Source organism: Pseudomonas turukhanskensis (assembly GCF_027922365.1).
In the GTDB taxonomy this organism is placed as follows: Bacteria; Pseudomonadota; Gammaproteobacteria; order Pseudomonadales; family Pseudomonadaceae; genus Aquipseudomonas; species Aquipseudomonas turukhanskensis.
On record NZ_BSFN01000003.1, the window covers coordinates 470,688 to 494,151 of the forward strand.

General features: G+C 61.6%; 20 protein-coding genes. 14 read left to right on the top strand and 6 right to left on the bottom strand.

Translation table 11 applies throughout. The annotated features are described in order from the left end of the window. Nucleotides 1-83: 83 nt before the first annotated feature. Complete coding sequence (gap, locus tag PKE98_RS08485; protein WP_271194827.1) at nt 84-1,085, bottom strand: type I glyceraldehyde-3-phosphate dehydrogenase; 1,002 nt, start codon at nt 1,083-1,085, stop codon at nt 84-86. A 127-nt stretch (nt 1,086-1,212) separates the two neighbouring features. Between gap and edd the strand changes: the two genes are divergently transcribed. The 11 genes from edd to PKE98_RS08540 all read left to right on the top strand — a co-directional run bounded on the left by edd (nt 1,213) and on the right by PKE98_RS08540 (nt 15,491). Continuing rightward, a complete protein-coding gene (edd, locus tag PKE98_RS08490) occupies nt 1,213-3,036 on the top strand; it encodes a phosphogluconate dehydratase (protein WP_271194828.1) in 1,824 nt (607 codons plus the stop codon). Then, on the top strand, nt 3,033-4,013 hold the full coding sequence (locus PKE98_RS08495; RefSeq protein WP_271194829.1) for a glucokinase: 981 nt from the start codon (nt 3,033-3,035) through the stop codon (nt 4,011-4,013). The genes edd and PKE98_RS08495 overlap by 4 nt, the downstream gene beginning before the upstream one ends. A 77-nt stretch (nt 4,014-4,090) precedes the next feature. Next, nucleotides 4,091-4,822 carry a response regulator gene (locus PKE98_RS08500; RefSeq protein ID WP_108094327.1) on the top strand — a complete coding sequence of 244 codons (732 nt, stop codon included), beginning with the start codon at nt 4,091-4,093 and terminating at the stop codon, nt 4,820-4,822. A gap of 79 nt (nt 4,823-4,901) precedes the next feature. Further along, the gene (locus PKE98_RS08505; RefSeq protein WP_373877828.1) at nt 4,902-6,308 is read left to right on the top strand and encodes an ATP-binding protein; all 1,407 of its coding nucleotides are present in this window, start codon (nt 4,902-4,904) and stop codon (nt 6,306-6,308) included. A gap of 1,036 nt (nt 6,309-7,344) precedes the next feature. After that, nucleotides 7,345-8,613, top strand: coding sequence for a D-mannose isomerase (locus tag PKE98_RS08510; RefSeq protein WP_271194831.1), 1,269 nt, complete (start codon nt 7,345-7,347; stop codon nt 8,611-8,613). Between the two features lie 115 nt (nt 8,614-8,728). Further along, the gene (locus PKE98_RS08515; RefSeq protein ID WP_271194832.1) at nt 8,729-10,021 is read left to right on the top strand and encodes an ABC transporter substrate-binding protein; all 1,293 of its coding nucleotides are present in this window, start codon (nt 8,729-8,731) and stop codon (nt 10,019-10,021) included. 98 nt (nt 10,022-10,119) lie between these two features. Next, nucleotides 10,120-11,046, top strand: coding sequence for a carbohydrate ABC transporter permease (locus tag PKE98_RS08520; RefSeq protein WP_271194872.1), 927 nt, complete (start codon nt 10,120-10,122; stop codon nt 11,044-11,046). Nucleotides 11,047-11,065: 19 nt separating this feature from the next. Next, on the top strand, nt 11,066-11,911 hold the full coding sequence (locus tag PKE98_RS08525) for a carbohydrate ABC transporter permease (RefSeq protein ID WP_271194873.1): 846 nt from the start codon (nt 11,066-11,068) through the stop codon (nt 11,909-11,911). A 3-nt stretch (nt 11,912-11,914) separates the two neighbouring features. Further along, nucleotides 11,915-13,072: an ABC transporter ATP-binding protein gene (locus tag PKE98_RS08530; RefSeq protein ID WP_271194833.1), complete on the top strand. Its 1,158-nt coding sequence runs from the start codon at nt 11,915-11,917 to the stop codon at nt 13,070-13,072. Nucleotides 13,073-13,264: 192 nt separating this feature from the next. Next, nucleotides 13,265-14,485, top strand: a complete 1,221-nt coding sequence (locus PKE98_RS08535) for a maltoporin (RefSeq protein ID WP_271194874.1) — start codon at nt 13,265-13,267, stop codon at nt 14,483-14,485. 85 nt (nt 14,486-14,570) lie between these two features. Next, complete coding sequence (locus tag PKE98_RS08540) at nt 14,571-15,491, top strand: D-hexose-6-phosphate mutarotase (RefSeq protein WP_373877829.1); 921 nt, start codon at nt 14,571-14,573, stop codon at nt 15,489-15,491. On the opposite strand, the gene PKE98_RS08545 is transcribed toward PKE98_RS08540, so the two are convergent. Continuing rightward, entirely contained in the window at nt 15,439-16,299 is an 861-nt protein-coding gene (locus PKE98_RS08545; protein WP_271194876.1) for a MurR/RpiR family transcriptional regulator, read from the bottom strand. The genes PKE98_RS08540 and PKE98_RS08545 overlap by 53 nt on opposite strands. 211 nt (nt 16,300-16,510) lie before the next feature. Here PKE98_RS08545 and zwf point away from each other — a divergent pair, with 211 nt between their 5' ends. The 3 genes from zwf to PKE98_RS08560 are packed head-to-tail and all read left to right on the top strand — an operon-like array spanning nt 16,511 to nt 19,356. Continuing rightward, nucleotides 16,511-17,980, top strand: a complete 1,470-nt coding sequence (gene zwf / locus PKE98_RS08550) for a glucose-6-phosphate dehydrogenase (RefSeq protein ID WP_271194834.1) — start codon at nt 16,511-16,513, stop codon at nt 17,978-17,980. Beyond that, nucleotides 17,967-18,683, top strand: coding sequence for a 6-phosphogluconolactonase (gene pgl / locus PKE98_RS08555; protein WP_271194835.1), 717 nt, complete (start codon nt 17,967-17,969; stop codon nt 18,681-18,683). Before zwf ends, pgl begins: the two co-directional genes overlap by 14 nt. Nucleotide 18,684: 1 nt before the next feature. Then, nucleotides 18,685-19,356 (top strand): bifunctional 4-hydroxy-2-oxoglutarate aldolase/2-dehydro-3-deoxy-phosphogluconate aldolase, encoded by a 672-nt coding sequence (locus PKE98_RS08560; RefSeq protein ID WP_271194836.1) that lies wholly within the window; start codon nt 18,685-18,687, stop codon nt 19,354-19,356. Between the two features lie 133 nt (nt 19,357-19,489). Here the strand turns inward: PKE98_RS08560 and PKE98_RS08565 are convergent, their stop codons facing one another. The 4 genes from PKE98_RS08565 to PKE98_RS08580 all read right to left on the bottom strand — a co-directional run bounded on the left by PKE98_RS08565 (nt 19,490) and on the right by PKE98_RS08580 (nt 23,442). After that, nucleotides 19,490-20,806 carry a sensor histidine kinase gene (locus PKE98_RS08565; RefSeq protein ID WP_271194837.1) on the bottom strand — a complete coding sequence of 439 codons (1,317 nt, stop codon included), beginning with the start codon at nt 20,804-20,806 and terminating at the stop codon, nt 19,490-19,492. 841 nt (nt 20,807-21,647) lie between these two features. Then, nucleotides 21,648-22,094, bottom strand: coding sequence for a Spy/CpxP family protein refolding chaperone (locus PKE98_RS08570; RefSeq protein ID WP_271194838.1), 447 nt, complete (start codon nt 22,092-22,094; stop codon nt 21,648-21,650). 233 nt (nt 22,095-22,327) lie between these two features. After that, nucleotides 22,328-23,005, bottom strand: coding sequence for a response regulator transcription factor (locus PKE98_RS08575; RefSeq protein ID WP_271194839.1), 678 nt, complete (start codon nt 23,003-23,005; stop codon nt 22,328-22,330). 23 nt (nt 23,006-23,028) lie between these two features. Beyond that, nucleotides 23,029-23,442, bottom strand: a complete 414-nt coding sequence (locus PKE98_RS08580) for an SH3 domain-containing protein (RefSeq protein ID WP_271194840.1) — start codon at nt 23,440-23,442, stop codon at nt 23,029-23,031. Nucleotides 23,443-23,464 lie beyond the last annotated feature (22 nt).

The window sequence follows — 23,464 nt, forward strand, 5'->3', positions numbered from 1 at the left end:
CCCTGCAAACGATGTTCATGAGCTGCGTCGGCCGCTCAATCGTTTCGCGAGCAAGCTCGCTCCTACAAAGTGCGCGTACGTCATCACGGCGCATCGCGCAACGCCAGCGCGTTATCCAGCATCCGGTTGGAAAACCCCCACTCGTTGTCATACCAGGCCAGTACCTTCAGGAGCTTGCCGCTGGTTTTGGTGTGGTTGGCGTCGAAGATCGAGGACAGCGGGTTGTGGTTGAAGTCGTGCGATACCAGCGGCAGGGCGTTGTAACCCAGAATCGGCAACTTCTGGCTGGCCGACAGCATCAGCGCGTTCACCGCCTCGGTGCTGACCGACTGTTTTAGTTCTAGGGTTAAGTCCACCAGTGACACATTGATCACCGGCACCCGCACCGCCATGCCGGTGAGCTTGCCCGCCAGTTCCGGCAGCACCAGGCCCACGGCCTCGGCGGCGCCGGTCTTGGTCGGAATCATCGACTGGGTGGCCGAGCGCGCGCGGTAAGGGTCGCTGTGGTACACGTCCGAGAGGTTCTGGTCGTTGGTGTAGGCGTGAATCGTGGTCATCAGGCCGTTTTCGATGCCCAGCTCGCGGTGCAGCACCTGGGCAATCGGCGCCAGGCAGTTGGTGGTGCAGGAGGCGCTGGAAATGATCTGGTGCGACTGACGCAGGGTGTCGTGGTTCACGCCATAGACGATGGTGGCATCGGCGCCTTTGGCTGGAGCCGAGATAATCACCTTGCTGGCGCCAGCGGTTAAATGCGCCGCCGCCTTGTCGCGTTCGGTGAACAGGCCGGTGCATTCGAAGACGATATCGATCTGCTGATCGCGCCACGGCAGTTCAGCGGGGTTACGGATGGCGGTGACGGCAATGCGGTCACCGTTCACCAGCAGGGCGTCGGCCTGTGCCTCGACGCTGCCGTCAAAAATGCCGTGCACGCTGTCGTACTTGAATAAGTGGGCGTTGATGGCGCTGTCGCCCAGGTCGTTGATCGCGACTACCTGCAGCTGTTGGCGGTAGTCCTGGGTGTACAGGGCGCGCAGAATGTTGCGGCCGATGCGGCCAAAGCCGTTGATTGCGATACGCAGTGTCATGGAATCACCGAATCTTGTTTTTTGTTGTTGGAATTACAAGATTATGCTCGGTAATATATAAATCAAGCCATTTTTACCGACGATATTTTGTTTTATATAAAAATTAAGCCTGTGTGGAGCCGATGATATGCATCCCCGTGTGATAGAAGTTACTGAGCGTTTGATCGCCCGCAGCCGCGCCACCCGTGAGCATTATCTGAAGATGATTCACGCTGCCGCCGAAGATGGCCCGGCCCGCGCCAAGCACCAGTGCGCCAACTTTGCCCATGGCGTGGCGGCTTGCAGCGGTGAAGACAAGCAGCGTCTGCGGCTGATGGATTCGGCCAACGTGGCGATTATTTCTGCCTACAACGACATGCTCTCGGCCCACCAGCCCTACGAGCATTACCCCGAACAGATCAAACAAGCCCTGCGCGATATCGGCTCCGTCGGGCAGTTCGCTGGCGGTGTTCCTGCGATGTGCGACGGCGTTACCCAGGGCGAGCCGGGCATGGAAATCGGCATTGCCAGCCGCGAGACCATTGCCATGTCCACCGCGGTGGCGCTTTCCCACAATATGTTCGACGCCGCGCTGTGCCTGGGCATCTGCGACAAGATCGTGCCGGGCCTGATGATGGGGGCGTTGCGCTTCGGTCATTTGCCGATTCTGTTTGTACCGGGCGGGCCGATGACCACGGGCTCCTCCAACAAAGAGAAAGCTCAAGTGCGTCAGCGCTATGCCGAAGGCAAAGCCACCCGCGACGAGCTGCTGGAGTCGGAAATGAAGGCCTACCATGGCCCCGGTACCTGCACCTTTTACGGCACCGCCAACACCAACCAGTTGCTGATGGAAGTGATGGGCCTGCACTTGCCGGGCGCCTCGTTCGTCAATCCGTACACACCGCTGCGCGATGCCCTGACCCGTGAAGCGGCGCAGCAGGTCACGCGCCTCACTGCACAATCGGGCAACCGCGTCATGCTCGGTGAGCTGGTGGATGAGAAAGTGCTGGTCAACTCCATCGTGGCCCTGCACGCCACCGGCGGCTCCAGCAACCACACCCTGCATATGCCCGCCATTGCCCGCTCGGCCGGCATTCTGCTGACTTGGCAAGACATGGCCGACCTTTCGGAAGTGGTGCCGACCATGGCCCACGTGTACCCGAACGGCAAATCCGACATCAACCACTTCCAGGCCGCTGGCGGCATGGCCTTCCTGATTCGTGAGCTGCTCGATGGCGGCCTGCTGCATGAAGACGTGCAGACCGTGGTTGGCAAGGGCCTGCGCCGCTACACCCAGGAGCCGTTTCTGGACGACGGCGAACTGGTGTGGCGAGACGGCCCGAGCAAGAGCTTGGACGAAAGCATCCTGCGCCCGCTCTCCAACCCGTTCTCCCCTGAAGGCGGTCTGCGGGTGATGGACGGCAACCTGGGTCGTGGCGTGATGAAGGTGTCGGCCGTGGCGCTGGAACACCAGATTGTTGAGGCTCCGGCGCGCGTATTCCACGACCAGCAGGAACTGGCCGACGCCTTCCAGGCTGGCGAGCTGGAGCGCGATTTCGTGGCTGTGGTGCGCTTTCAGGGCCCACGCAGCAACGGCATGCCCGAGCTGCACAAGATGACGCCGTTTCTCGGCGTGTTGCAGGACCGAGGTTTTAAAGTGGCGCTGGTTACCGATGGCCGGATGTCGGGGGCCTCGGGTAAGATCCCGGCCGCCATTCACGTCTGCCCCGAAGCCTTCGATGGCGGCCCGCTGGCGCGCGTGCGCGATGGCGATATCGTGCGGGTTGATGGAACCAAGGGCGAGCTAAAGGTTCTGGTAGAGGCAGCAGAATTGGCCGCGCGCGAAAACGCCCAAGGCTTGCCAGTTGCCTTTGGCACCGGGCGTGAACTGTTTGCCTTTATGCGCGCCTCGTTCAGCACTGCCGAGCAAGGCGCCAGTGCCTTTACTACCAGTTTGGAAGGATTGAAATGAAGTTAGCCCTGGTCGGCGATATCGGCGGCACCAATGCACGCTTCGCGCTGTGGCGCGATAACCAGTTGGAGTCGGTGCAAGTGCTGGCCACGGCGGACTTTCCCGGCGTGGAGCAGGCCATCATTGCCTACCTTGAAGGGCTGGGTCTGGCCGTCGGCGCCGTCCACGCGGTGTGCCTGGCCTGCGCCGGGCCGGTTAGCGGCGATCTGTTTGTGTTCACCAACAACCATTGGCGTTTGAGCCGTTCGGCGTTCTGCCGCGATTTGCAGGTGGATGAACTGCTGCTGATCAACGATTTTTCCGCCATGGCCCTGGGTATGACGCGCCTGCAAGACCACGAACGTGTGCAGGTCTGCCCCGGTACCGCCGAGGCGGATCGCCCGGCGGTGGTGGTCGGGCCCGGCACCGGGCTGGGCGTGGGCACCTTGCTTGGTTCGGCCGAAGCCGGCTGGCAGGCGTTGCCGGGCGAGGGCGGGCATGTCGACCTGCCGATTGGCTCGCCCCGCGAAGCGCAGCTGTGGCAGGAGCTGTATCGCCTCAACGGCCATATCCGCGCTGAAGATGTATTGAGCGGTGGCGGCTTGTTGCTGCTCTATCGCGCCCTCTGTGCGCTGGATGGCCACACGCAAACGCTGAAATCACCCGCCGAAATTACCGCCGCAGCCTTGGCCGGCGATCAAGTCGCCGGGGCGGTGATCGATCAGTTCTCCTGCTGGTTGGGCCGGGTCGCCGGCAATAACGTGCTGAGCCTGGGCGGGCGGGGCGGGGTGTATATCGTCGGTGGCATCGTGCCGCGGTTTGCCGAGCTATTCTTGCGCAGCGGTTTTGCCAAAAGCTTTGCCGAAAAAGGCCCCATGAGTAAGTACATGGTCGATGTGCCGGTATGGCTGGTCACTGCCGAGTACCCAGGCTTGATGGGCGCAGGTGTGGCCTTGCAGCAGGTGCTGGAACATCACGATCAGGAAGGAAACGTGTAGGCTGCGCGCCTGTTTCAACCCGTCGCGCAGTGTTAGATCCAAGTGCCCTCGAAACCTATAACTATAAGGACGGCCCCTTGAGCCAGACCGGAAAATCCATCCTGCTGGTGGATGACGATCAGGAAATTCGCGAGCTGCTGGAAGCCTATCTGAGCCGTGCCGGCTTTCAGGTGCGCACCGTGGCCGATGGCGCCGGCTTTCGCGCTGCGTTGGGCGAGGAAAGCGCCGACCTGCTGATTCTCGATGTGATGCTCCCCGACGAAGACGGCTTCAGCCTCTGCCGTTGGGTGCGCCAACATCCGCGCTTGGCCCAGGTGCCGATCATTATGCTCACCGCCAGTTCGGACGAAGCCGACCGTGTCATCGGCCTGGAGTTGGGCGCCGACGACTACCTCGGCAAACCCTTCAGCCCACGCGAACTGCAAGCGCGCATCAAGGCCTTGCTGCGCCGCGCCCAATTTGGCCAGGAACGCAGCCGCGTCGAAGTGCTGGCCTTTGATGAATGGCGTCTGGATATGGTCAGCCACCGCCTGTTTCACCTCGACGGCGAGGAGGTTTTTTTGTCCGGCGCCGACTTTGCCTTGCTCAAGCTTTTCCTCGACCACCCGCAGCAGATTCTCGACCGCGACACCATCGGCAATGCCACCCGTGGCCGCGAGCCGATGCCGCTGGACCGCATCGTTGACATGGCCGTCAGCCGCTTGCGCCAACGCCTGCGCGACACCGGCAAGGCGCCACGGCTGATCCGCACCGTGCGCGGTTCCGGCTACCTGCTGGCCGCCCAGGTGACGCCGCACAATGCTGCCTAGCCCCACGCCGGCGCCCGCCAAACCCTGGTACCAACGCTGGTTCGGCTGGGTGCCGGTGCCGCGCTCATTGCTCGGGCGCATGTTGCTGCTGACGTTGCTGTCGGTGCTGATGGCCCAGGGCTTGTCCAGCGTGATCTGGTTGTCGCAACTGCGCGCCACCCAGCTTGAAGGCCTGGTCACCAGCGCCCGCAGCCTGGCGCACTCGATGTCTGCCAGCGTTAGCTACCTGCGCTCCTTGCCGCTGGCCTACCGGCCGTTGGTGCTCGACCAATTGCGCAGCATGGGCGGAACCCGCTTTGTGGTGACCCTCAATGACAAGCCGCTGGATATGCAGGTGCTGCCGCTGACGCCGCGCAAGAGCGCGGTGCTGGAGTCGGTGCACGAGGTGCTGCGCGACGCGATGGGCAACGACGTGGACATTCTGGTGACCTTCGTCAGCCCCGACGACCTGCGCATCTTCAACGGCGGCCTCAAGCTCGACGAACTGCCACGCTCCTGGGCGCATTACGCGCTGACCCTGGAACCGGTAAAGCCGCCGGTGCTGGTCACGCAAATCCAGATGGCGCCGGGCGAGTGGCTGTATATCGCGTCGTTGCTGCCCGAGCCCTACACCAGCCTGGAAGAAGAAGGTCTGCCGGCGCAGCAGGTGTGGTTTATCGTGCTGACCAGTAGTTTTCTGCTGCTATTTATCGGCGTGCTGGTGCACTGGCAAAGCCGGCCGCTCAAACGCCTGGCGCGCGCGGCGCGCGATATGTCACTGGGCGCCGCCGAAGTACGGCCGGTGGCAGAGGGCGGTGGCAGCGAAGTGGTGGAAGTAGGGCGCGCATTCAACGCCATGCGCGAGCGCATCAGCCGTTACCTGATCGAGCGCAGCCAACTGTTCAGCGCCATTTCCCACGACCTGCGGACGCCCATCACGCGCCTGCGCCTGCGGGTGGAATTGCTCGACGACGAGAAGGTGCAAGCCAAATTCAGCCGCGACCTGGATGACCTGGAAATGCTGGTCAAGGGCGCGCTGCAATGCGTGAAAGACACCGACATTCACGAAAATATCGAGCCGGTGGATCTCAACCTGGCACTGGACTGTTTGATCGAACCGTACCTGCCGCCGCAGGGTAATGGCCGCGTCAGCCTGCACGGGCGAGCGTTGGCCGCCTATGCCGGCAAGCCACTGGCGCTGCGTCGGTGCATGGGCAACCTGATCGACAACGCGCTGAAATACGGCACCAGGGCGCACCTGCACATCGAAGACAACGACAGCGCTTTTATCCTCCACGTCGACGACGAAGGCCCGGGCGTGCCGGAGCAGCGGCTGGAGCAAGTATTCGAGCCGCATTTTCGCTTGTCGGGCAAGCAGCAGGGGTATGGGTTGGGGCTGGGTATTGCGCGCAATATTGCGCACAGTCATGGGGGGGAGGTGACGTTGCAGAACCTTCGGGAAGGGGGGTTACGGGTGACGCTTTATTTGCCGAGATTTTCGGACTGACTGTTGGAACCTTTGTACGGTGTGGCTTCTTCCTTACAGCGTGTGCTGAACGTTTTGTTTCGCGCCTTACGCGCGAGTGACTTTTTTGTCAGTCGCCTGGAGTGCCGGACCACCAAAAAGTAACCAAAAAACGCTCGCTCCTACCTTGGCCCTGCGCTTCGCTTCGGGTCCCCTCGCTCCATCGTCGCTCCGGGGGCCGGCAGAACAGGCCGTCCCTGACCTGTCTCTGCCTTTCGCCGCTCCCGGCGGCTCAACCCCCGGATCAACGATTCCGCTCGGCCAGCGATGAACGGGGCGGGTGGATCAAGATCACAAGCCAGATCAAGAGCGGAATTGTGGTGCCTGGCCGCTCTTCGTACCTGGATTCCCGCCTACGCGGGAATGACGGTCATTGTAGCCACACCCCCCGTCGTCCTCGCGAACGCGGGGACCCAGAATGTCTCGACGAACACCGTTTGCAGGAATCGAGGCTGAAGCCTCTCCCACAGAAGAAATGCGGTCACTGTAGGAGAGGCTTCAGCCTCGAGTTTTTGATCTCGATCTGGCTGTTGATCTTGCTGTGGCTGTTGATCTTGATCTTGCTGTTGATCTACCCGCCCCTTGAGCGCAGGCCGAGCAGAGTCGTCGCGTAAGGGGTTGAGCGGCCGGGAGCCGCGAAAGGCGTGAGGGCCATGGATGGCCCTTCTCGCCGGCCCCTGGAGCGGCGACGCAGCGAGGGAAGTCGGAGCGCAGCGTAGACCCAAGGTGGGGGCGAGATTTTTTGGTTTCTTTTTCATCGACTGGAAAAAGAAACTCGCGCGTAAGGCGCGAAACAAAACGCCCAGCACACGCGATAACGTAGATAAACGAAGTCATCCAGAAAAACCGCTAAAAAATCCCCCTGCCAAGCCAGCTCCAAAGGCCCGGGCAGCTCTAGCCCGGCCCTTTGTCACAACCCTGTGACACTATTCTCTGCACTGTTTCGGGCAATCCCACTCATACGCTGGGTAGAATCCGGCCACCCCATAAAATCAAGAATCCGCACAGGGAAACGCCCATGACCGGCGACAGTACCAACGCCTATTTCGGCAGCTGGCTCAATGCCCCGACCCACCATCTCTGGTTGCAAACCGAAGGCTTGCGACTACTGGCGTTTGCCAAAGCATCGAAGGTCGAACAGGGCTTTGCCAACCTTGATGCCCGGGGCTATCTGCCGGCCGGTGCGGTCGCCGAAACCATGAACACCGCACGCATGACCCACAGCTTCGCCATGGCTCACGTGCAAGGTATTCCCGGTTGTCTGGAACTGGTCGAGCACGGCGTTTCTGCGCTGCTCGGGCCGCTGCGTGATGCCAAGTACGGCGGCTGGTATGCCGTGGCCGAACACCGTGACGGCAACACCGGCAAGGCCGCTTACCTGCATGCGTTCGTGGCGCTCGCCGCCAGCTCGGCGTTGCGGGCCGGAGTGGCCAGTGCCGATGAATTGTTGGCCAAAGCCGTCGCCGTTATCGAAGAACATTTCTGGAGCGAGGAGGAGGGCGCCTTGCGCGAATCCTTCGCCCGCGACTGGACCGAGGAAGAAGCCTATCGCGGCGCCAACAGCAATATGCACGGCACCGAGGCGTTTCTCGCGCTGGCCGATGCCACCGGTGACAGCCGCTGGCTGGAGCGTGCGCTGGAGATTGTCGAACGTGTGATTCACGGCCATGCCGCTAATAACGATTTCGCCGTCATCGAGCATTTTGACCGCAACTGGCAACCGCTGCCGGACTACAACGTCGATAACCCCGCTGACGGTTTCCGCCCCTACGGCACTACACCGGGCCATGCCTATGAGTGGGCGCGGCTGGTGTTGCACCTCGAAGCCGCCTTGCAACGTGCCGGTTACGCCGCGCCGGATTGGCTGCTGCACGACGCCGTCGGCCTGTTCGACAGCGCTTGCCGTTATGCCTGGAATGTCGATGGCGCGCCGGGTTTGGTCTACACCCTGGATTGGCAAAACAAACCCGTGGTGCGCCCGCGCCTTCATTGGGTGCATGCCGAGGCCGCTGCCACGGCAGCCGCGTTGCTCAAGCGCACAGGCGCGCAACGTTATGAGGTGTGGTACCGCCGCTTCTGGGATTTTATCGACCGCCGGTTTATCGACCGCGAACACGGCAGCTGGCACCACGAGCTGGATGCCAACAACGTGCCGGCGGCCACCATCTGGGCCGGCAAGCCCGATCTGTACCACGCGTATCAGGCCGTGTGCCTGCCACAGGTGGGCCTGGCGCCCAGCCTCACCGCTGCGCTTGTCGAGCTTTCTACAGTGCCCTCGGTTATGTAACCGGGTGGTGACATTTACGCATCCCTTCGTTACCTCAGGAGCTAAACGCCTTGATTAGAATCCATCGCAACGCAAGCTTCCGACTTGCCTGTATAACAACAAGAAGGTACTTCAGATGAACGCGATCAACCGACTCGCTGCTGTTATTTCCCTCGCCTCGTTGTTCCCCCTTAGCGCCCTCGCCGCTGATGCCCCTGCAGAGTCCAAAGGCACTGTAGAAGTTGTGCATTGGTGGACCTCCGGTGGCGAAGCCAAAGCCATCGACGTGCTGCGCAAACTGGTGGAAAAAGACGGCTACACCTGGAAAGACAGCGCCGTGGCCGGCGGTGGTGGTGCTGCAGCCATGACCGTACTGAAAACCCGTGCCGTTTCCGGCAACCCGCCATCGGCTGCACAGATCAAAGGCCCTGACCTGCAAGACTGGGGCGCCCTCGGTTTGCTGACCGAGCTGGACGATGTGTCCAAGGCCAATAACTGGGACAAACTGCTGTCCAAAACCGTCGCCAATACCATGAAGTACGACGATCACTACGTCGCCGTACCGGTGAACATTCACCGCGTGAACTGGCTGTGGATCAACCCCGTGGCCATGAAAAAGGCCGGTATCGACAAGGCGCCGACCACCCTCGACGAACTGTTTGCCGCCGCCGAAAAATTCAAGGCAGCCGGCCTGATTCCGCTGGCCCACGGTGGCCAACCATGGCAAGACAGTACTGTCTTTGAAGACCTGGTGCTCTCCATCATGGGCGCTGAGGGCTACACCAAAGCGTTTATCGAGCAGGACGAAGACACCCTCACCAGCCCGAAAATGACCGAAGTGTTCAAGGCCCTGAAAAAACTCCAGGGCTACATGGACCCGGACGGCACTGGCCAGGACTGGAACCTGGAAGCGGCCAAAGTGATCAACGGCAAAGCCGGTATGCAGATCATGGGTGACTGGGCGAAAAGCGAGTGGAGCGCGGCAGGCAAGAAAGCCGGCACCGACTTCGAGTGCGTTCCGTTCCCGGGTACCCAGGGCAGCTTCACCTACAACATCGACTCGCTGGCAATGTTCAAGCTCTCGGCGAAGAACAACACGCCGGGCAACATCGCGGCGCAGAACGAAGTGGCCAAGATTATCCTCGAGCCTGAATTCCAGTACGTGTTCAACCAGAACAAAGGTTCGATCCCGGTGCGTGATGACCTGGACATGACCAAGTTCGACAGCTGTGGCCAGGCCGCCATGGCCGACTTCAAGGCGGCCGACAAGGCCGGCACCCTGAAGCCGAGCATGGCCCACAACATGGCGACCTCCCTGGCGGTACAAGGGGCGATCTTCGATGTGGTCACCAACTTCATGAGCGACAAGAACGCCGACCCGGCCAAGGCCGGTGCGCAGATGGCTTCGGCTATCAAGGCTGCTCTGTAAGGTCTGAGGCCGCCGGTTCGCCGGCGGCTTTTTCAACACATTCAAACCCTGCCAACGACAGCGGCCCTAGCAGCTGTCGCTGGGAGTGTTTGGCCTGAATTTCACTGCAACCACTGAGGTGCACCGTGGCGGTACTTAGCAAAGCCTCACCTTTCGACACCCTGCAGCGCTGGCTACCCAAGTTGGTCGTCGCGCCGAGCATGTTGCTGATTCTGGTGGGCTTCTACGGCTACATCCTCTGGACGTTCATTCTGTCCTTTACCAACTCCAGCTTTATGCCGAGCTACAAGTGGGTGGGCGTGCAGCAATACGTGCGCCTGCTGGACAACGATCGCTGGTGGGTGGCGAGCAAAAACCTGGTGGTATTCGGTGGCATGTTTATCGCCATCAGCCTGGTGCTCGGGGTGTTTCTGGCGGTGCTGCTGGACCAGCGCATTCGCAAGGAAGGCTTTATCCGCACCATCTACCTGTACCCGATGGCGCTCTCAATGATCGTCACCGGTACGGCCTGGAAATGGCTGCTCAACCCGGGCCTGGGCCTGGACAAGATGCTGCGTGACTGGGGCTGGGAAGGCTTTCGCCTGGACTGGCTGGTGGACCAGGAACGCGTGGTGTATTGCCTGGTGATCGCCGCCGTGTGGCAGGCATCGGGCTTTGTAATGGCGATGTTTCTCGCCGGTCTGCGCGGCGTTGATCAGTCGATTATCCGCGCCGCCCAGGTGGACGGCGCCAGCCTGCCGACCATCTACTTGCGCATCGTACTGCCGAGCCTGCGTCCGGTGTTTTTCAGCGCCTTCATGATCCTGGCGCATATCTCCATCAAGAGCTTCGACTTGGTGGCGGCGATGACGGCTGGCGGCCCTGGCTACTCGTCCGACCTGCCGGCGATGTTCATGTATTCCTTCACCTTCAGCCGCGGCCAGATGGGCATCGGTTCAGCCAGCGCCATGCTGATGCTGGGCGCGATCCTGACCATTCTGGTGCCGTACCTGTACTCCGAGCTGCGGAATAAGCGCCATGACTAACTCTATCGCTGCAACGCCAATGGCTCGCCCATTCGCCAAGTCGTCGATCAGCTTCAGCCGCATCGCCATCTACGTGACCCTGTTCGGGGCAGCGGCGGTGTACCTGATTCCACTGGTGGTGATGCTGCTGACCAGCTTCAAGACCCCAGACGACATTCGCACCGGCAACCTGCTGAGCTGGCCGCAAGTGGTCGACGGCATCGGCTGGATCAAAGCCTGGGACATCGTCGGCGGCTACTTCTGGAACTCGGTGAAAATCACCGTACCGGCGGTGCTGATCTCCACCTTCATCGGTGCCATGAACGGCTACGTGCTGTCGATGTGGCGCTTCCGCGGTTCGGAGCTGTTCTTCGGCCTGTTGCTGTTCGGTTGCTTCCTGCCGTTCCAGACCGTGCTGCTGCCAGCCTCGTTCACCCTCGGCAAGCTTGGCCTGGCCAACACCACCGCAGGGCTGGTTCTCATTCACGTGGTGTACGGCATGGCCTTCACCACCTTGTTCTTCCGCAACTTTTACGTGTCGATTCCGGATGCGCTGGTGAAAGCGGCACGCCTCGATGGCGCGGGTTTTTTCACCATCTTCGGGCGGATTCTTTTGCCCATGTCGGTGCCGATCATCATGGTCTGCCTGATCTGGCAATTCACTCAGATCTGGAACGACTTCCTCTTCGGTGTGGTGTTCGCCAGCGGCGATGCACAACCGATCACCGTGGCCCTCAACAACCTGGTGAACACCAGCACCGGGGCCAAGGAATACAACGTGGATATGGCGGCGGCGATGATCGCCGGCCTGCCAACGCTGCTGGTTTACATCGTCGCGGGCAAGTATTTCCTGCGTGGGCTCACGGCCGGCGCGGTCAAGGGGTAAAGCATGGCAACTCTCGAACTCAAGAACGTCAAAAAGACCTACGGCAGCGGCTTGCCAGACACCCTCAAAGACATCGAGCTGAAGATCGAGTCTGGCGAGTTTCTGATTCTGGTGGGGCCGTCTGGCTGCGGTAAATCGACCCTCATGAACTGCATTGCCGGCCTGGAGAACATCACCGGCGGCGAGATTCTGGTGGACGGCGCCGACATCAGCGGCATGAGCCCGAAAGACCGTGACATTGCCATGGTGTTTCAGAGCTACGCCCTGTACCCGACCATGAACGTGCGCGAGAACATCGCCTTCGGCCTGAAGATGCGCAAGATGAGCCCGGCGGCCATCGAAGAAGAAGTCGCGCGCGTGGCCAAGCTGCTGCAGATCGAACACTTGCTCACCCGCAAGCCTGGCCAGCTTTCCGGCGGCCAGCAGCAGCGCGTGGCCATGGGCCGTGCACTGGCGCGCCGACCAAAGATTTACCTGTTCGACGAACCGCTGTCGAACCTCGACGCCAAGCTGCGCGTGGAGATGCGTACCGAAATCAAACTGATGCACCAGCGCCTGAAAACCACCACCGTTTACGTGACCCACGACCAGATCGAGGCCATGACACTCGGCGACAAAGTGGCGGTGATGAAGGACGGCATTGTTCAGCAATTCGGCACCCCGCAACAGATCTACAACGACCCGGCCAACCTGTTCGTGGCGAGCTTTATCGGTTCGCCGCCCATGAACTTCATTCCCCTGCGTCTGCAACGCCGTGACGGTCGGTTGCTGGCACTGCTGGACTCCGGCCAGGCCCGTTGCGAGCTGCCGCTGGCCATGCAGGACGAAGGCCTGGAAAACCGCGAAGTGATCCTCGGCATTCGCCCGGAGCAGATCAACCTGGCCACCGCCGGCGCCAACCTGCCGAGCATTCTCACCGAAGTGGAAGTGATCGAGCCCACCGGCCCGGACACCCTGGTGTTCGTCAACCTCAACCAAACCAAGGTGTGCTGCCGCTTGGCGCCGGACATGGCGCCGAAAGTGGGCGAGACCCTGGAGCTGCAATTCGATCCCGACAAGGTGCTGTTGTTCGATGCCAAAAGCGGAGAGCGCCTGGGGCTGTTGGGAAAGTCGCAGCCTGCTGAAACAGCAGGCCGTGTAACGCGTTTGATCCCGCGTTAAGCCCAAACAACATTGCGGCTGCAGTCGCTTCTACGAATGGTGCAGTGCGTAGGAGCGGTTTCAGCCGCGATGGGGCAAACGCAAGACGTTGAAGTAAACCCGCCGCAAGGCGGGGCGATTTAGGTGTTCCCAAGCGCAAGAGTTCTCCTGAGCGCAACAACAATAAAAATGAGTGGAGTGGATATGAACGCGATGAAAAAAAGTCTCTGGGCACTGCCATGCGCCCTGGTGGTGTTTCCCTGGTCCGCCCAGGCCCTGGAGTTCAGCGGGTATACCCGTAACGGCTTCGGCACCTCGGTGAACAGCTCCGGCCAGCAGTGCTTCCAGCTGCAAGGCGCCAAGTCCAAATACCGGCTGGGTAACGAATGTGAGCAATACACCGAGCTGGATCTGCGCCAGGATCTGTTTTCGCTCGATGACGGGTCGGTGTTGAGCGTCGAGGGCATGGCCCAGCTCTACAACCAATACGACAAAACCCCCAAATACACCGGCGACTACGGCTTTGCCCGCGCCAACCAGATCTACGCCGAGTGGAGCAAAATGCCCGCACTCAACGGCGGTTCGTTCTGGGCCGGTCGTCGTTTCTACAAACGAAACGACATCCATATCTCCGACTTCTACTACTGGAACCAGAGCGCCACGGGTTTTGGTCTGGACTCCGTGCAGATCGGTGACCTGAAGTACAGCTACGTGTTCTCGCGCAAGGACAATTACGACCAGAAGCCGTACGTGAACCGTCACGACTTCAACGTCGACGGCTTCAACACCAACCCCAACGGCACCGTGCAAGTGGGCGTCAGCTACATCGACAAGCCGAGCAACAACGACGTTGAAAAACACAGCGGTTACTCGGTGACCGTGCAGCACAAACAGAAAGAATTTCTCGGCGGCGTAAACACCTTTGCCCTGCAGTACGGCGAAGGCCCAGGTACAGGCCTGGGCTACACCGGCGACACCTCGCTCGATAGCAGCGCCAAGAACTGGCGTGTGGTGGAATTCTTCGACTGGCAGGTCACCAAGCATTTCGGTGGCCAGTTCGAAATCGTCTACGAAAAAGACAAGCGTGAAGACGGCCAGGACCAGAACTGGCTGTCCGTTGGTGTGCGTCCGGTGTATGCGCTTACCGACACCTTCAAGCTCGTCACGGAACTGGGTCGCGACCAGGTGGAAGCCCCTGGCGGCACCCGCAAGCTGACCAAGTTCACCGTGGCACCAACCTGGTCGCCAATGGGCCCGGGTTTCACCACCCGTCCTGAATTCCGTCTGTACTACACCTACGCCAGCTGGAACGAAGCGGCACAGCGTTCGGCCAGCATGGTCGCCGCCGGCTCGGCGCTGTCGGACACCGGCGCCTTCGGCACCGATCTGCACGGCTCCAACTTCGGTGTGCAAGTCGAGTACTGGTGGAAGTAATGCCTGAGCGCGGTCGATGAGTCGTAAAACAGCAAGGCCCATCGTGCCGCGCCCGGAACTTGTAGCTGCCAGCGAGCAGATGCGTGTGGAGGAAAACCCTCTGAGCGCGCTGTTGGCTGGCGCTGGCAAGCCCCTTTTCAGTTGGACGCGCCATCAGGAGCGCGACCTCTTTCTAGTCAGCCACCCCACTTGCGAGGCTGTATTCAGCCGGCAGGGCGGGCAGTTGCTGCACTTTCAACCCAAAGGCCAGCGGCCCTGGCTCTGGTGCGCGGCGCGCTGGCCCCGGCATGGCGCCATTCGCGGCGGCGTACCGGTGTGCTGGCCGTGGTTCAGTCGCCACCCCACCGAAAGCGGTTGGCCGTCCCACGGCTGGGCACGACTGAGCGATTGGGAGTTGGTGAGCCATGAGGCAGATGCCACTGGCGTGCGCCTGCACTGGCGGCTGGATTTATGCGAATGGCAGGTCGACCTGTTTGCCGAGTTGGGCGCGGAGCTGAGTTTGCGTTTGGTCACACAGCATCAGGACAGCGAACCGTGCCAGCTTAGCCATGCGCTGCATGGCTACTGGCGGGTCGGCGATATGGCCCAGGTGGCGGTGCGTGGGTTGGAGCAGGCGAGCGGGTATGACCTGGTGGCTCGCGATGATTTTACGGCCGGCGCCGAGTTGCGCTTTGATAACGGCTGTCACCGGGTATACCGGCAAGCGGGGCGGGTGGAGCTGGAAGACCAGCTCTGGCGTCGGCGCTTGCAGATTGACACCTCAGGCGGCGCCAACACCGTGGTGTGGCATCCAGGCTCCAGGCCGCTGGCCGATGTGGGCTGGCATGAGGCGCTGGGGTTTGTGTCGGTGCAGGCGGCGAGTTGTCGGGAAGACAGTGTGACCATTGGTCCCGGCGAAACTGCGGAGCTGATGCTGCACTCAACCCAACCTACGAATTGGCGTTGCTGGCTTCTCAGCCCGGATCATCCTCATTCGGATACCGGCTGGCATTCAAACTCTCTTTGATCTTGCGCAGGTGCGGCTGGAAATCCACCCCGCGGCGCAAGGTTACCCCGGTCGCCAGTACATCGAGGACGGTCAGCTGGATGATGCGTGAGGTCATCGGCATATAAATGTCGGTGTCCTCGGGCAACGGGATATCCAGGCTCAAGGTGCTGGTCTTGGCCAGCGGCGAATTGGCGGCAGTGAGGCTCAATACCGATGCCCCGTTCTCCCGCGCCACCCGCGCCACTTCCACCAGCTCGCGGGTGCGGCCGGTGTAAGAAATGATCACGAACAAATCGCCGGTATGCGCCACCGAGGCGAGCATGCGTTGCATCAGCACATCGGCATGAGCGGTCACCGCGAGGTTGAAGCGAAAGAATTTATGTTGCGCGTCCAGGGCCACCGAGGCTGATGCGCCCAGGCCAAAGAAATTGATTTGCCGGGCTTGGATCAGCAGGTCGACCGCGCGGCTTATTTTCTGCGGGTCGAGCTGGCGGCAGGCGCTGTCGAGCGATGCGATGGCGCTGCCAAAGATTTTCTGGGTGTAGGCCTCGGGCACATCGTCAGCTTCCACCGCGCGGCTTACGTAGGCGGCGCCGCTGGCCAGGCTTTGCGCCAACTGCATTTTCAACTCCGGGTACCCGCTGACGCCGAACGAGCGGCAGAAGCGGTTCACCGTGGGCTCACTCACCTGTGCTTCCTGGGCCAGGGTGGCGATGCTGAAACGGGTGGCCTGTTGCGGACTGCGCAGAATGGCTTCGGCCACCTTGCGTTCGGCTTTATTCAGCTCGGCGAGTCGGCTCTGGATCTGCTCCAACAGGTTACGCACGCGTTCCATCTGGGTTCCTCGGTTATTGCGGGCCAATGCAGCCGTTGCGCTTGAGGCGCGGGCAGGGCGGCCTATCCTAACTGTGGGGCCCTGCAAACGGCCACTGTCGACAGTGATTACTGCGAAATGTTGTTTTGTTTACAACATTTAAGCTTGATTTAGTCCGGTTAACGCGGTATTTCTTCCAATACTTGATAAAAGAACAAATATCATGCCCGTAATCACTGCTAAACCCTGCACCCTTATCCTGTTCGGCGCCCTGGGCGATCTGGCGCTGCGCAAGCTGTTTCCTGCCCTGTATCAGCTCGACCGCGCCGGTTTGTTGCACGCCGACACGCGCATCGTGTGCCTGGCCCGCGACCAGGGCGAGCCCAGCACCCACCTGGCTTTTATCGACGACTGGATGCACCGCTATATCCCGGTGATGGACCTGGACGGCGAAGTGCTTGAGCGTTTCCGTCAGCGTCTTTCCTACATCAGCATGGAATTCGCAAAGCCAGAGGACTACGCCGCGTTGGTGGCCGAAGTGGGCGATGCGGACACCCTGATCGCCTATTTCGCCACCCCGGCATTCGTTTACGGCCCCATTTGCGCCAACCTGGCGGCGTGTGGCCTGGCGGAAAAAACCCGCGTGGTGCTGGAAAAGCCCATCGGCCACGACCTGGAGTCGTCGCGCAAAATCAACGACGCCGTGGCCGCGCACTTCCCCGAAAGCCAGATCTACCGTATCGACCATTACCTGGGCAAAGAGACGGTGCAAAACCTCATTGCCCTGCGCTTTGCCAACAGCCTGTTCGAAACCCAGTGGAACCAGCACCACATCTCCCACGTCGAAATTACCGTGGCCGAAGTGGTCGGCATTGAAGGCCGCTGGGGCTACTTCGACCAGGCCGGGCAACTGCGCGACATGATCCAGAACCACCTGTTGCAGCTGCTGTGCCTGATCGCCATGGACCCGCCCAGCGACCTGTCGGCCGACAGCATCCGCGACGAGAAAGTGAAAGTACTCAAAGCCCTGGCGCCGATCACCCCGGAACACATGAGCCGCGAGGTAGTGCGCGGCCAGTACGTGGCCGGCAGCAGCGCCGGCAAACCGGTGCCCGGTTATCTGGAAGAAGACAACGCCAACCAGCAGAGCGACACCGAAACCTACGTGGCCGTGCGTGCGGAAATCCGCAACTGGCGCTGGTCGGGCGTGCCGTTCTACCTGCGTACCGGCAAGCGTATGCCGCAGAAACTGTCGCAGATCGTTATTCACTTCAAAGAGTCGTCGCACTACATCTTTGCCCCCGAACAGCGGCCGCTGGTGAGCAACCGCCTGATCATCCGCCTGCAGCCGGACGAAGGCATTTCCCTGCAGGTGATGACCAAAGACCAGGGGCTGGATAAGGGCATGCAGCTGCGCAGCGGTCCGTTGCAGCTCAACTTCTCCGAAACCTACAAAGCCGCACGCATTCCCGACGCCTATGAACGGCTGTTGCTGGAAGTCACCCAGGGCAACCAGTACCTGTTCGTGCGCAAAGACGAGGTCGAGCACGCCTGGCTGTGGTGCGACCAATTGATTGCCGGCTGGAAACAGCTCGGCGACCCACCCAAGCCATACGCGGCCGGTTCCTGGGGACCCATGGCGGCGATGGCGTTGATTACCCGTGATGGGAGGTCCTGGTATGGCGATCTCTGAACTGCAATTTCCCGCTGGTGTGCAGGCCCTGAGCCAAGCCTCGGCAAAACAGCAAGCAAATGACTTGGCGGTGGCCGTGGCCGACGCCCTGACCACGGCGCTGCGTGAGCGCGACTTTGTCAGCCTGGTGCTTTCCGGCGGCCGTAGCCCGGTGGCGTTTCTCGAAGCCTTGTCCACCCATAACGTGGAGTGGGCGAGGGTGGTGGTGAGCCTGGCCGACGAGCGTTGGGTGCCGACCGAGCACCCCGACAGCAACGAAGCATTGGTTAAACGCCATCTGCTGCGTGGCGAAGCGGCGCGTGCGCATTTCATCGGCTTGTACCGCAGCCCAGCGTCGCTGGACGCTTCGGTGGCCGGCGCCAATCTGGCTCTGAGCGAATTGCCGCAGCCGCTGGACGTGCTGGTGCTGGGCATGGGCGACGACGGCCATACGGCTTCGCTGTTCCCCAATAGCCCCAAACTTGCCCTGGCACTGAGCGACGATTGCAGCCAAAGCTGCCTGCCGATGCTGGCGCCCACCGTGCCCCATCAACGCATCACCATGACCCTGCCGCTCTTGCAGTCGGCGCGGTCCATCTTTCTGGCCCTGCAAGGCCCCGCCAAGTTGGCGACCTTGCGTACCGCGCTGGCTGGCGATGACGCCATGGCCATGCCGATTCGTGCCTTCCTGCGCTCGCCGCTGACTATTTACTGGTGCCCCTGACATGACACTTCTCAACAGCGTGATTCCGAGCATGGAAGAAAAAACCGCGCAGATCGACGCCATCTGCCGCGCCGCGCGCATCCTGCCGGTGGTGACCATCGACAGCGAAGAGCAGATTCTGCCGATGGCCGACGCCCTGGCCGCTGGCGGTTTGCGCACCCTGGAAATCACCCTGCGTTCGGCCCACGGCCTGACCGCCATTCGTGTGCTGCGTAAAGAGCGCCCGGACCTGTGCATCGGCGCCGGCACTATTCTCGACCCGCAGATGTACCAGGCGGCGGAAGAGGCGGGCGCGCAATTTATCGTAAGCCCCGGCTGCACCGCCGAACTGCTGCGCTTTGCCGTGGACAGCCGCATTCCGTTTCTGCCCGGTGCCGGCGGCGCGTCGGATCTGATGCTGGGGTATGGCATGGGCTATCGGCGCTTCAAGCTGTTTCCCGCCGAAGCCTGTGGCGGTATTCCGGCGCTCAAAGCCTTGGGTGGGCCGTTCAACCAGGTGCGTTTCTGCCCCACTGGCGGGGTGAAGCCGGATAACCTGCTGGCCTATATGGCCGTGCCGAACGTGATGTGCGTGGGCGGTAGCTGGATGCTCGATAACGCATGGACCAAGGCGGGGGATTGGGCCAAGGTGACGCAGGTAAGTCGTGAGGCGTTGGCGTTGCTTGACGCGTAAGACTGAAGATTCTGGGCCCCAGCCTTTGCTGGGGCGACGGTGATGCCTATCAAACTGCGCTCACCCCAGCTAAGGCTGGTGTCCGGAATGCTGGATCGAGACACGCTACAACTGCCGTCGAAAGACGGCTTTTTTATGCCTCTGGCAGCACCAGAGTTGCCACAAATCCACCGTCTGCATGATTGGCCAACTCCAACGTGCCGCCATGCCGTTCCGCCGCCCGGCGGGCGATGGCCAAACCCAAACCATGGCCCGGCGCACTTTGCTCCGGCGCGCGGAAAAACGGCTCGCCCAAGCGCACCAGATGCTCCGGCAACACGCCAGGCCCATGGTCGCGCACGCTCAACCGCACCTGCCCCTCCACGCGCTCGGCACGTAGCTCGATCGGCTGCCCGGTCGGGTTAAACCGCAATGCGTTGCGCAGCAGGTTATCCAGCGCCCGCTCAAGCATATCCGGCCAACCCGACAGGCTGAGGCCCGGCTCGACCTGTACGGTCACCAACTGCTCTGGCTCATTGAGCTGCACATCCTGCTGACGATTTTCAAACAGTGCGGCGATATCCATCGGCTGGGCGGCGCCGAGGTTGGCGTCCATCCGCGCCAGGGCCAGAATCTCGCTGATCAACGCCTCCAGTCGGTCGCATTCACGCTCCAACCTTGGCCAGAGCTTTACCCGGTCCTCGGGCTCGGCGCGTTCAGCCAGGGCAAGGGCGATACGCAGGCGCGCCAAGGGTGAGCGCAACTCGTGGGACACATCGCGCAGCAGTTGGCGCTGGCTGCTGATCAGGTCTTGCAGGCGCTCGCCCATGCGGTTGAAGTCGCCGGCCAGCACCCCGAACTCATCGCGGCGAGTGGAAAGGCGCGCCAGGGTGTGTTGCTGGTACGCCGCCTGGCCCAGGTCGTGCACGGCGCCGCGCAACTGCCCGAGCGGGCGGGTGATGGACAGGGTCAGCAGCAGGCTCAGCGCCGTCAGCACCAGAAAGGCGATGCCCAGGGCGCTGGCCGGCATCAGCAGGCTGCCCCGGTGCCAGTCATCCAGCTCAGGGTGCGGAATGCGGTAGATAAACAGGTAGGTGTCGCCACCGGGGCTGGTGTAGTCGGTGGTCAGGCGTCGCCAGGGCAGGCGGCGCGGGTCGTCGTGTTGGCGCTTTTCAAAGGCGGCGGCGCGCGGCGGGAAGGTGCCTTGGATAAGCGCGTTTCCGCTGTCATCCAGCACCTGGGTGTCGATATGGAAATCGCGTTTGCGCTGCTGCAGGTAATCCTGCGCGGCCTCGGCGCCTTTGCTCTCGTAGATGCGCGCCCAGGCTTCCGGCACACCTTGCAGGGCCGGATGCTGGCTGAGAATCCAGGCATCCTGGTTCAGCAAACGGCCGAGCAGAATCGACAAGCCTGCCACCAGCACGATGGCCAACCAGAAGCTGGCAAAAATCCGCCAAAACAGTGAGCGCACAACGACTCCTTATAAACGAACAAAACCCACCCGGGGGTTAGGTCGGGTAGGGTGAAACTTGCGTTGCGGAACTAGCGAAGCGCTATGGGCCTCGTCGTCCCAGCGAAGGCTGTGACCCTGAGTCTGGAGCCGTCCGCGCTATCGTGCACCACTCGAAATTCTGGATTCCAGCCTGCGCTGGAATGTCGGAGGTTTTTAGCAAGCTCTCCGTCATTGCGAAGGCAGTTACTGCGCCTTCGCTTGCTCAGCCCCCGGTCGTCCCCGCGAAGGCTGGGACCCAGAGCCTGGAGCCGTACGCGCCATCGTGCACCACTCAGAATTCTGGATTCCAGCCTGCGCTGGAATGACGGAGGTTTTTAGCAAGCTCTCCGTCATTGCGAAGGCAGTTACTGCGCCTTCGCTTGCTCAGCCCCGTCGTCCCAGCGAAGGCTGGGACCCAGAGTCTGGAGTAGTACACGCTTTCGTGTACTACTCAGAATTCTGGATTCCAGCCTGCGCTGGAATGACGGAGGTTTTTAGCAAGCTCTCCGTCATTGCGTAGTTAGTTACTGCACCTTCGCTTGCTCAGCCCCGTCGTCCCAGCGAAGGCTGGGACCCAGAGTCTTGAGCCGTACGCGCTATCGTGCACCACTCGAAATTCTGGGCTTCCAGCCTGCGCTGGAATGACGGAGGTTTTTAGCAAGCTCTCCATCATTGCGTAGTCCGTAACTGCACCTTCGCTTGCTCAGCCCCCGTCGTCCCCGCGTAGGCGGGGACCCAGAATTTTGGACCGTGCGCGTAAGGTGCACGAGGCGCGATTCTGGATTCCCGCCTACGCGGGAATGACGGGTGTGAGGATGGCTTACTGCGCTTTCGCCTGCTTGGCCTTCCACGCCTTGAACTCTTGCCACTCGGCGCGGCGAGCTTCCATCTGTTTTTTCTTCTCGTCGAAGGCCTTTTGCTGCTCAGGACTCAACAGGGCGCGGATCTTGCCATCGGTGGCGTCACGCTTGGCTTTTATCTCGTCCTGCATGGCCTTCTTGTCGGCGTCCGACAGTTTGTCGAGGTAGCGGCGAGTCAGCTCGTCACGGCTGTGCTTCTGCTCGCCCATGATTTTGCCGATGGCCTGGCGTTGTTCTTTGTTCAGGTCCAGGTCGCGGAATATGTCCGGGCCGCGGTGATGCTCGCCACGCGGGCCGCCGTCATGGGCGAAAGGAGGGCGTGGGCCGTCTTCGCCTGCCGATGGCATGGCCATGGCGATGGTAGGCAGGGCTGCGGCAAACAGAGCGGCGATAAGGGTTTTACGCATGGGATAACTCCTTGTCTGCAAACCGGCGTATTTGCCGGATGTGCCCAGTCTAGGGAACGCAAGGTCAAGCGCGGTCAGGTGGCGGTAAAGCTTAGGTAAAGACGCTGCTACATAGCGCGCGGCGGTCTTTACGTTGCGATAGCGGGGAAATCGCTTGGTGCGCGGAGCACACCCTACGAGAGCGGCACGGCGCCTAGCTGTTGTAGGGTGTGCTCCGCGCACCGGGCGGTCTATCAGGCGCTGTAGTAATACCCACGGCTGCGCAACGCCAGAATGCGCGGGCGGCCATCGGTGTGAGGGCCGATCTTCTTGCGCAGGTTGCTCACGTGCATATCCAGGCTGCGGTCGTACAGGGTGAGCTTGCGGCCCAGCGCCAACTGCGCCAGTTCCTGTTTATCCACCGGCTCGCCGGGCTGGCGCAGCAGCGCCTCCAGCAAACGGCTTTCAGAAACAGTGAGCACCACATCCAGCCCGGCGATGGTCACCGAGCCGCGAACCGGGCTGAACACCAGGTCGCCCAGCTCCAGCTGGCTGGACGTCGCCACCGGCACGCTACGGCGCAATACCGCGCGCAGGCGGGCAGTGAGCTCACGCGGGTCGCAGGGTTTGGCCAGGTAATCGTCGGCCCCCAGTTCCAGGCCAAGAATCCGGTCCAGCGGCTCGCCACGGGCCGAGAGCATCAGCACGGGCAAATCCGGGTGGTCGCTGCGCAGCTGCTTGAGCAGCTCCAGGCCGCTGCCGTCGGGCAGCATCACATCCAGCACCACCGCCGCTGGCGATTCGCTTGCCAGTGCCGCGCGGGCGCTACGGCCGTCGTGGCAGGCGCGCACATGAAACCCTTCCTGGCTCAACCAACTGCTAAGCAGTTCGCAGAGTTCTACGTCATCGTCGATCAATAAGAGAGTGGACATAGGCCGGTATCAGTAATGGGCGTTTAGTTGATCCAGTCGCGGCGGGGTTTGCGGCTGCCGCGTAGCAGCGCGCCGCAGAGCAGGGCCACCAACGTGACCGCCGCGCCAATGGCAAACCAGCTCTGTTCCTCGCTAAGCAGCGGTGGTTGCTGGCTGGCTTGGGCTTCTTTGAGTTGCAATTTGAGCCGTTGGTTCTCTTGACGCAGGCGACCGATCACGGCGTTTTCGCGCACCTCGGTACTGCTTTGCAGCTCGGTGGCGAGCTCGGTGCGTTGGCGCTCGCTCTCGGCCAGGCGTTGTTCCAGGCTGTCCAACTGCGCCTGCTCGGCGCTCACCGCCGAACTCACGTCGGCGACGGCTGGAATCTCCTCAGCGTGGGCAGTAGCAGTCATCAACAACGATGCAGCAAACAACAGGGACAAAGGGCCTTGGCGCATCGACGTTCCTTATTAATGGGCT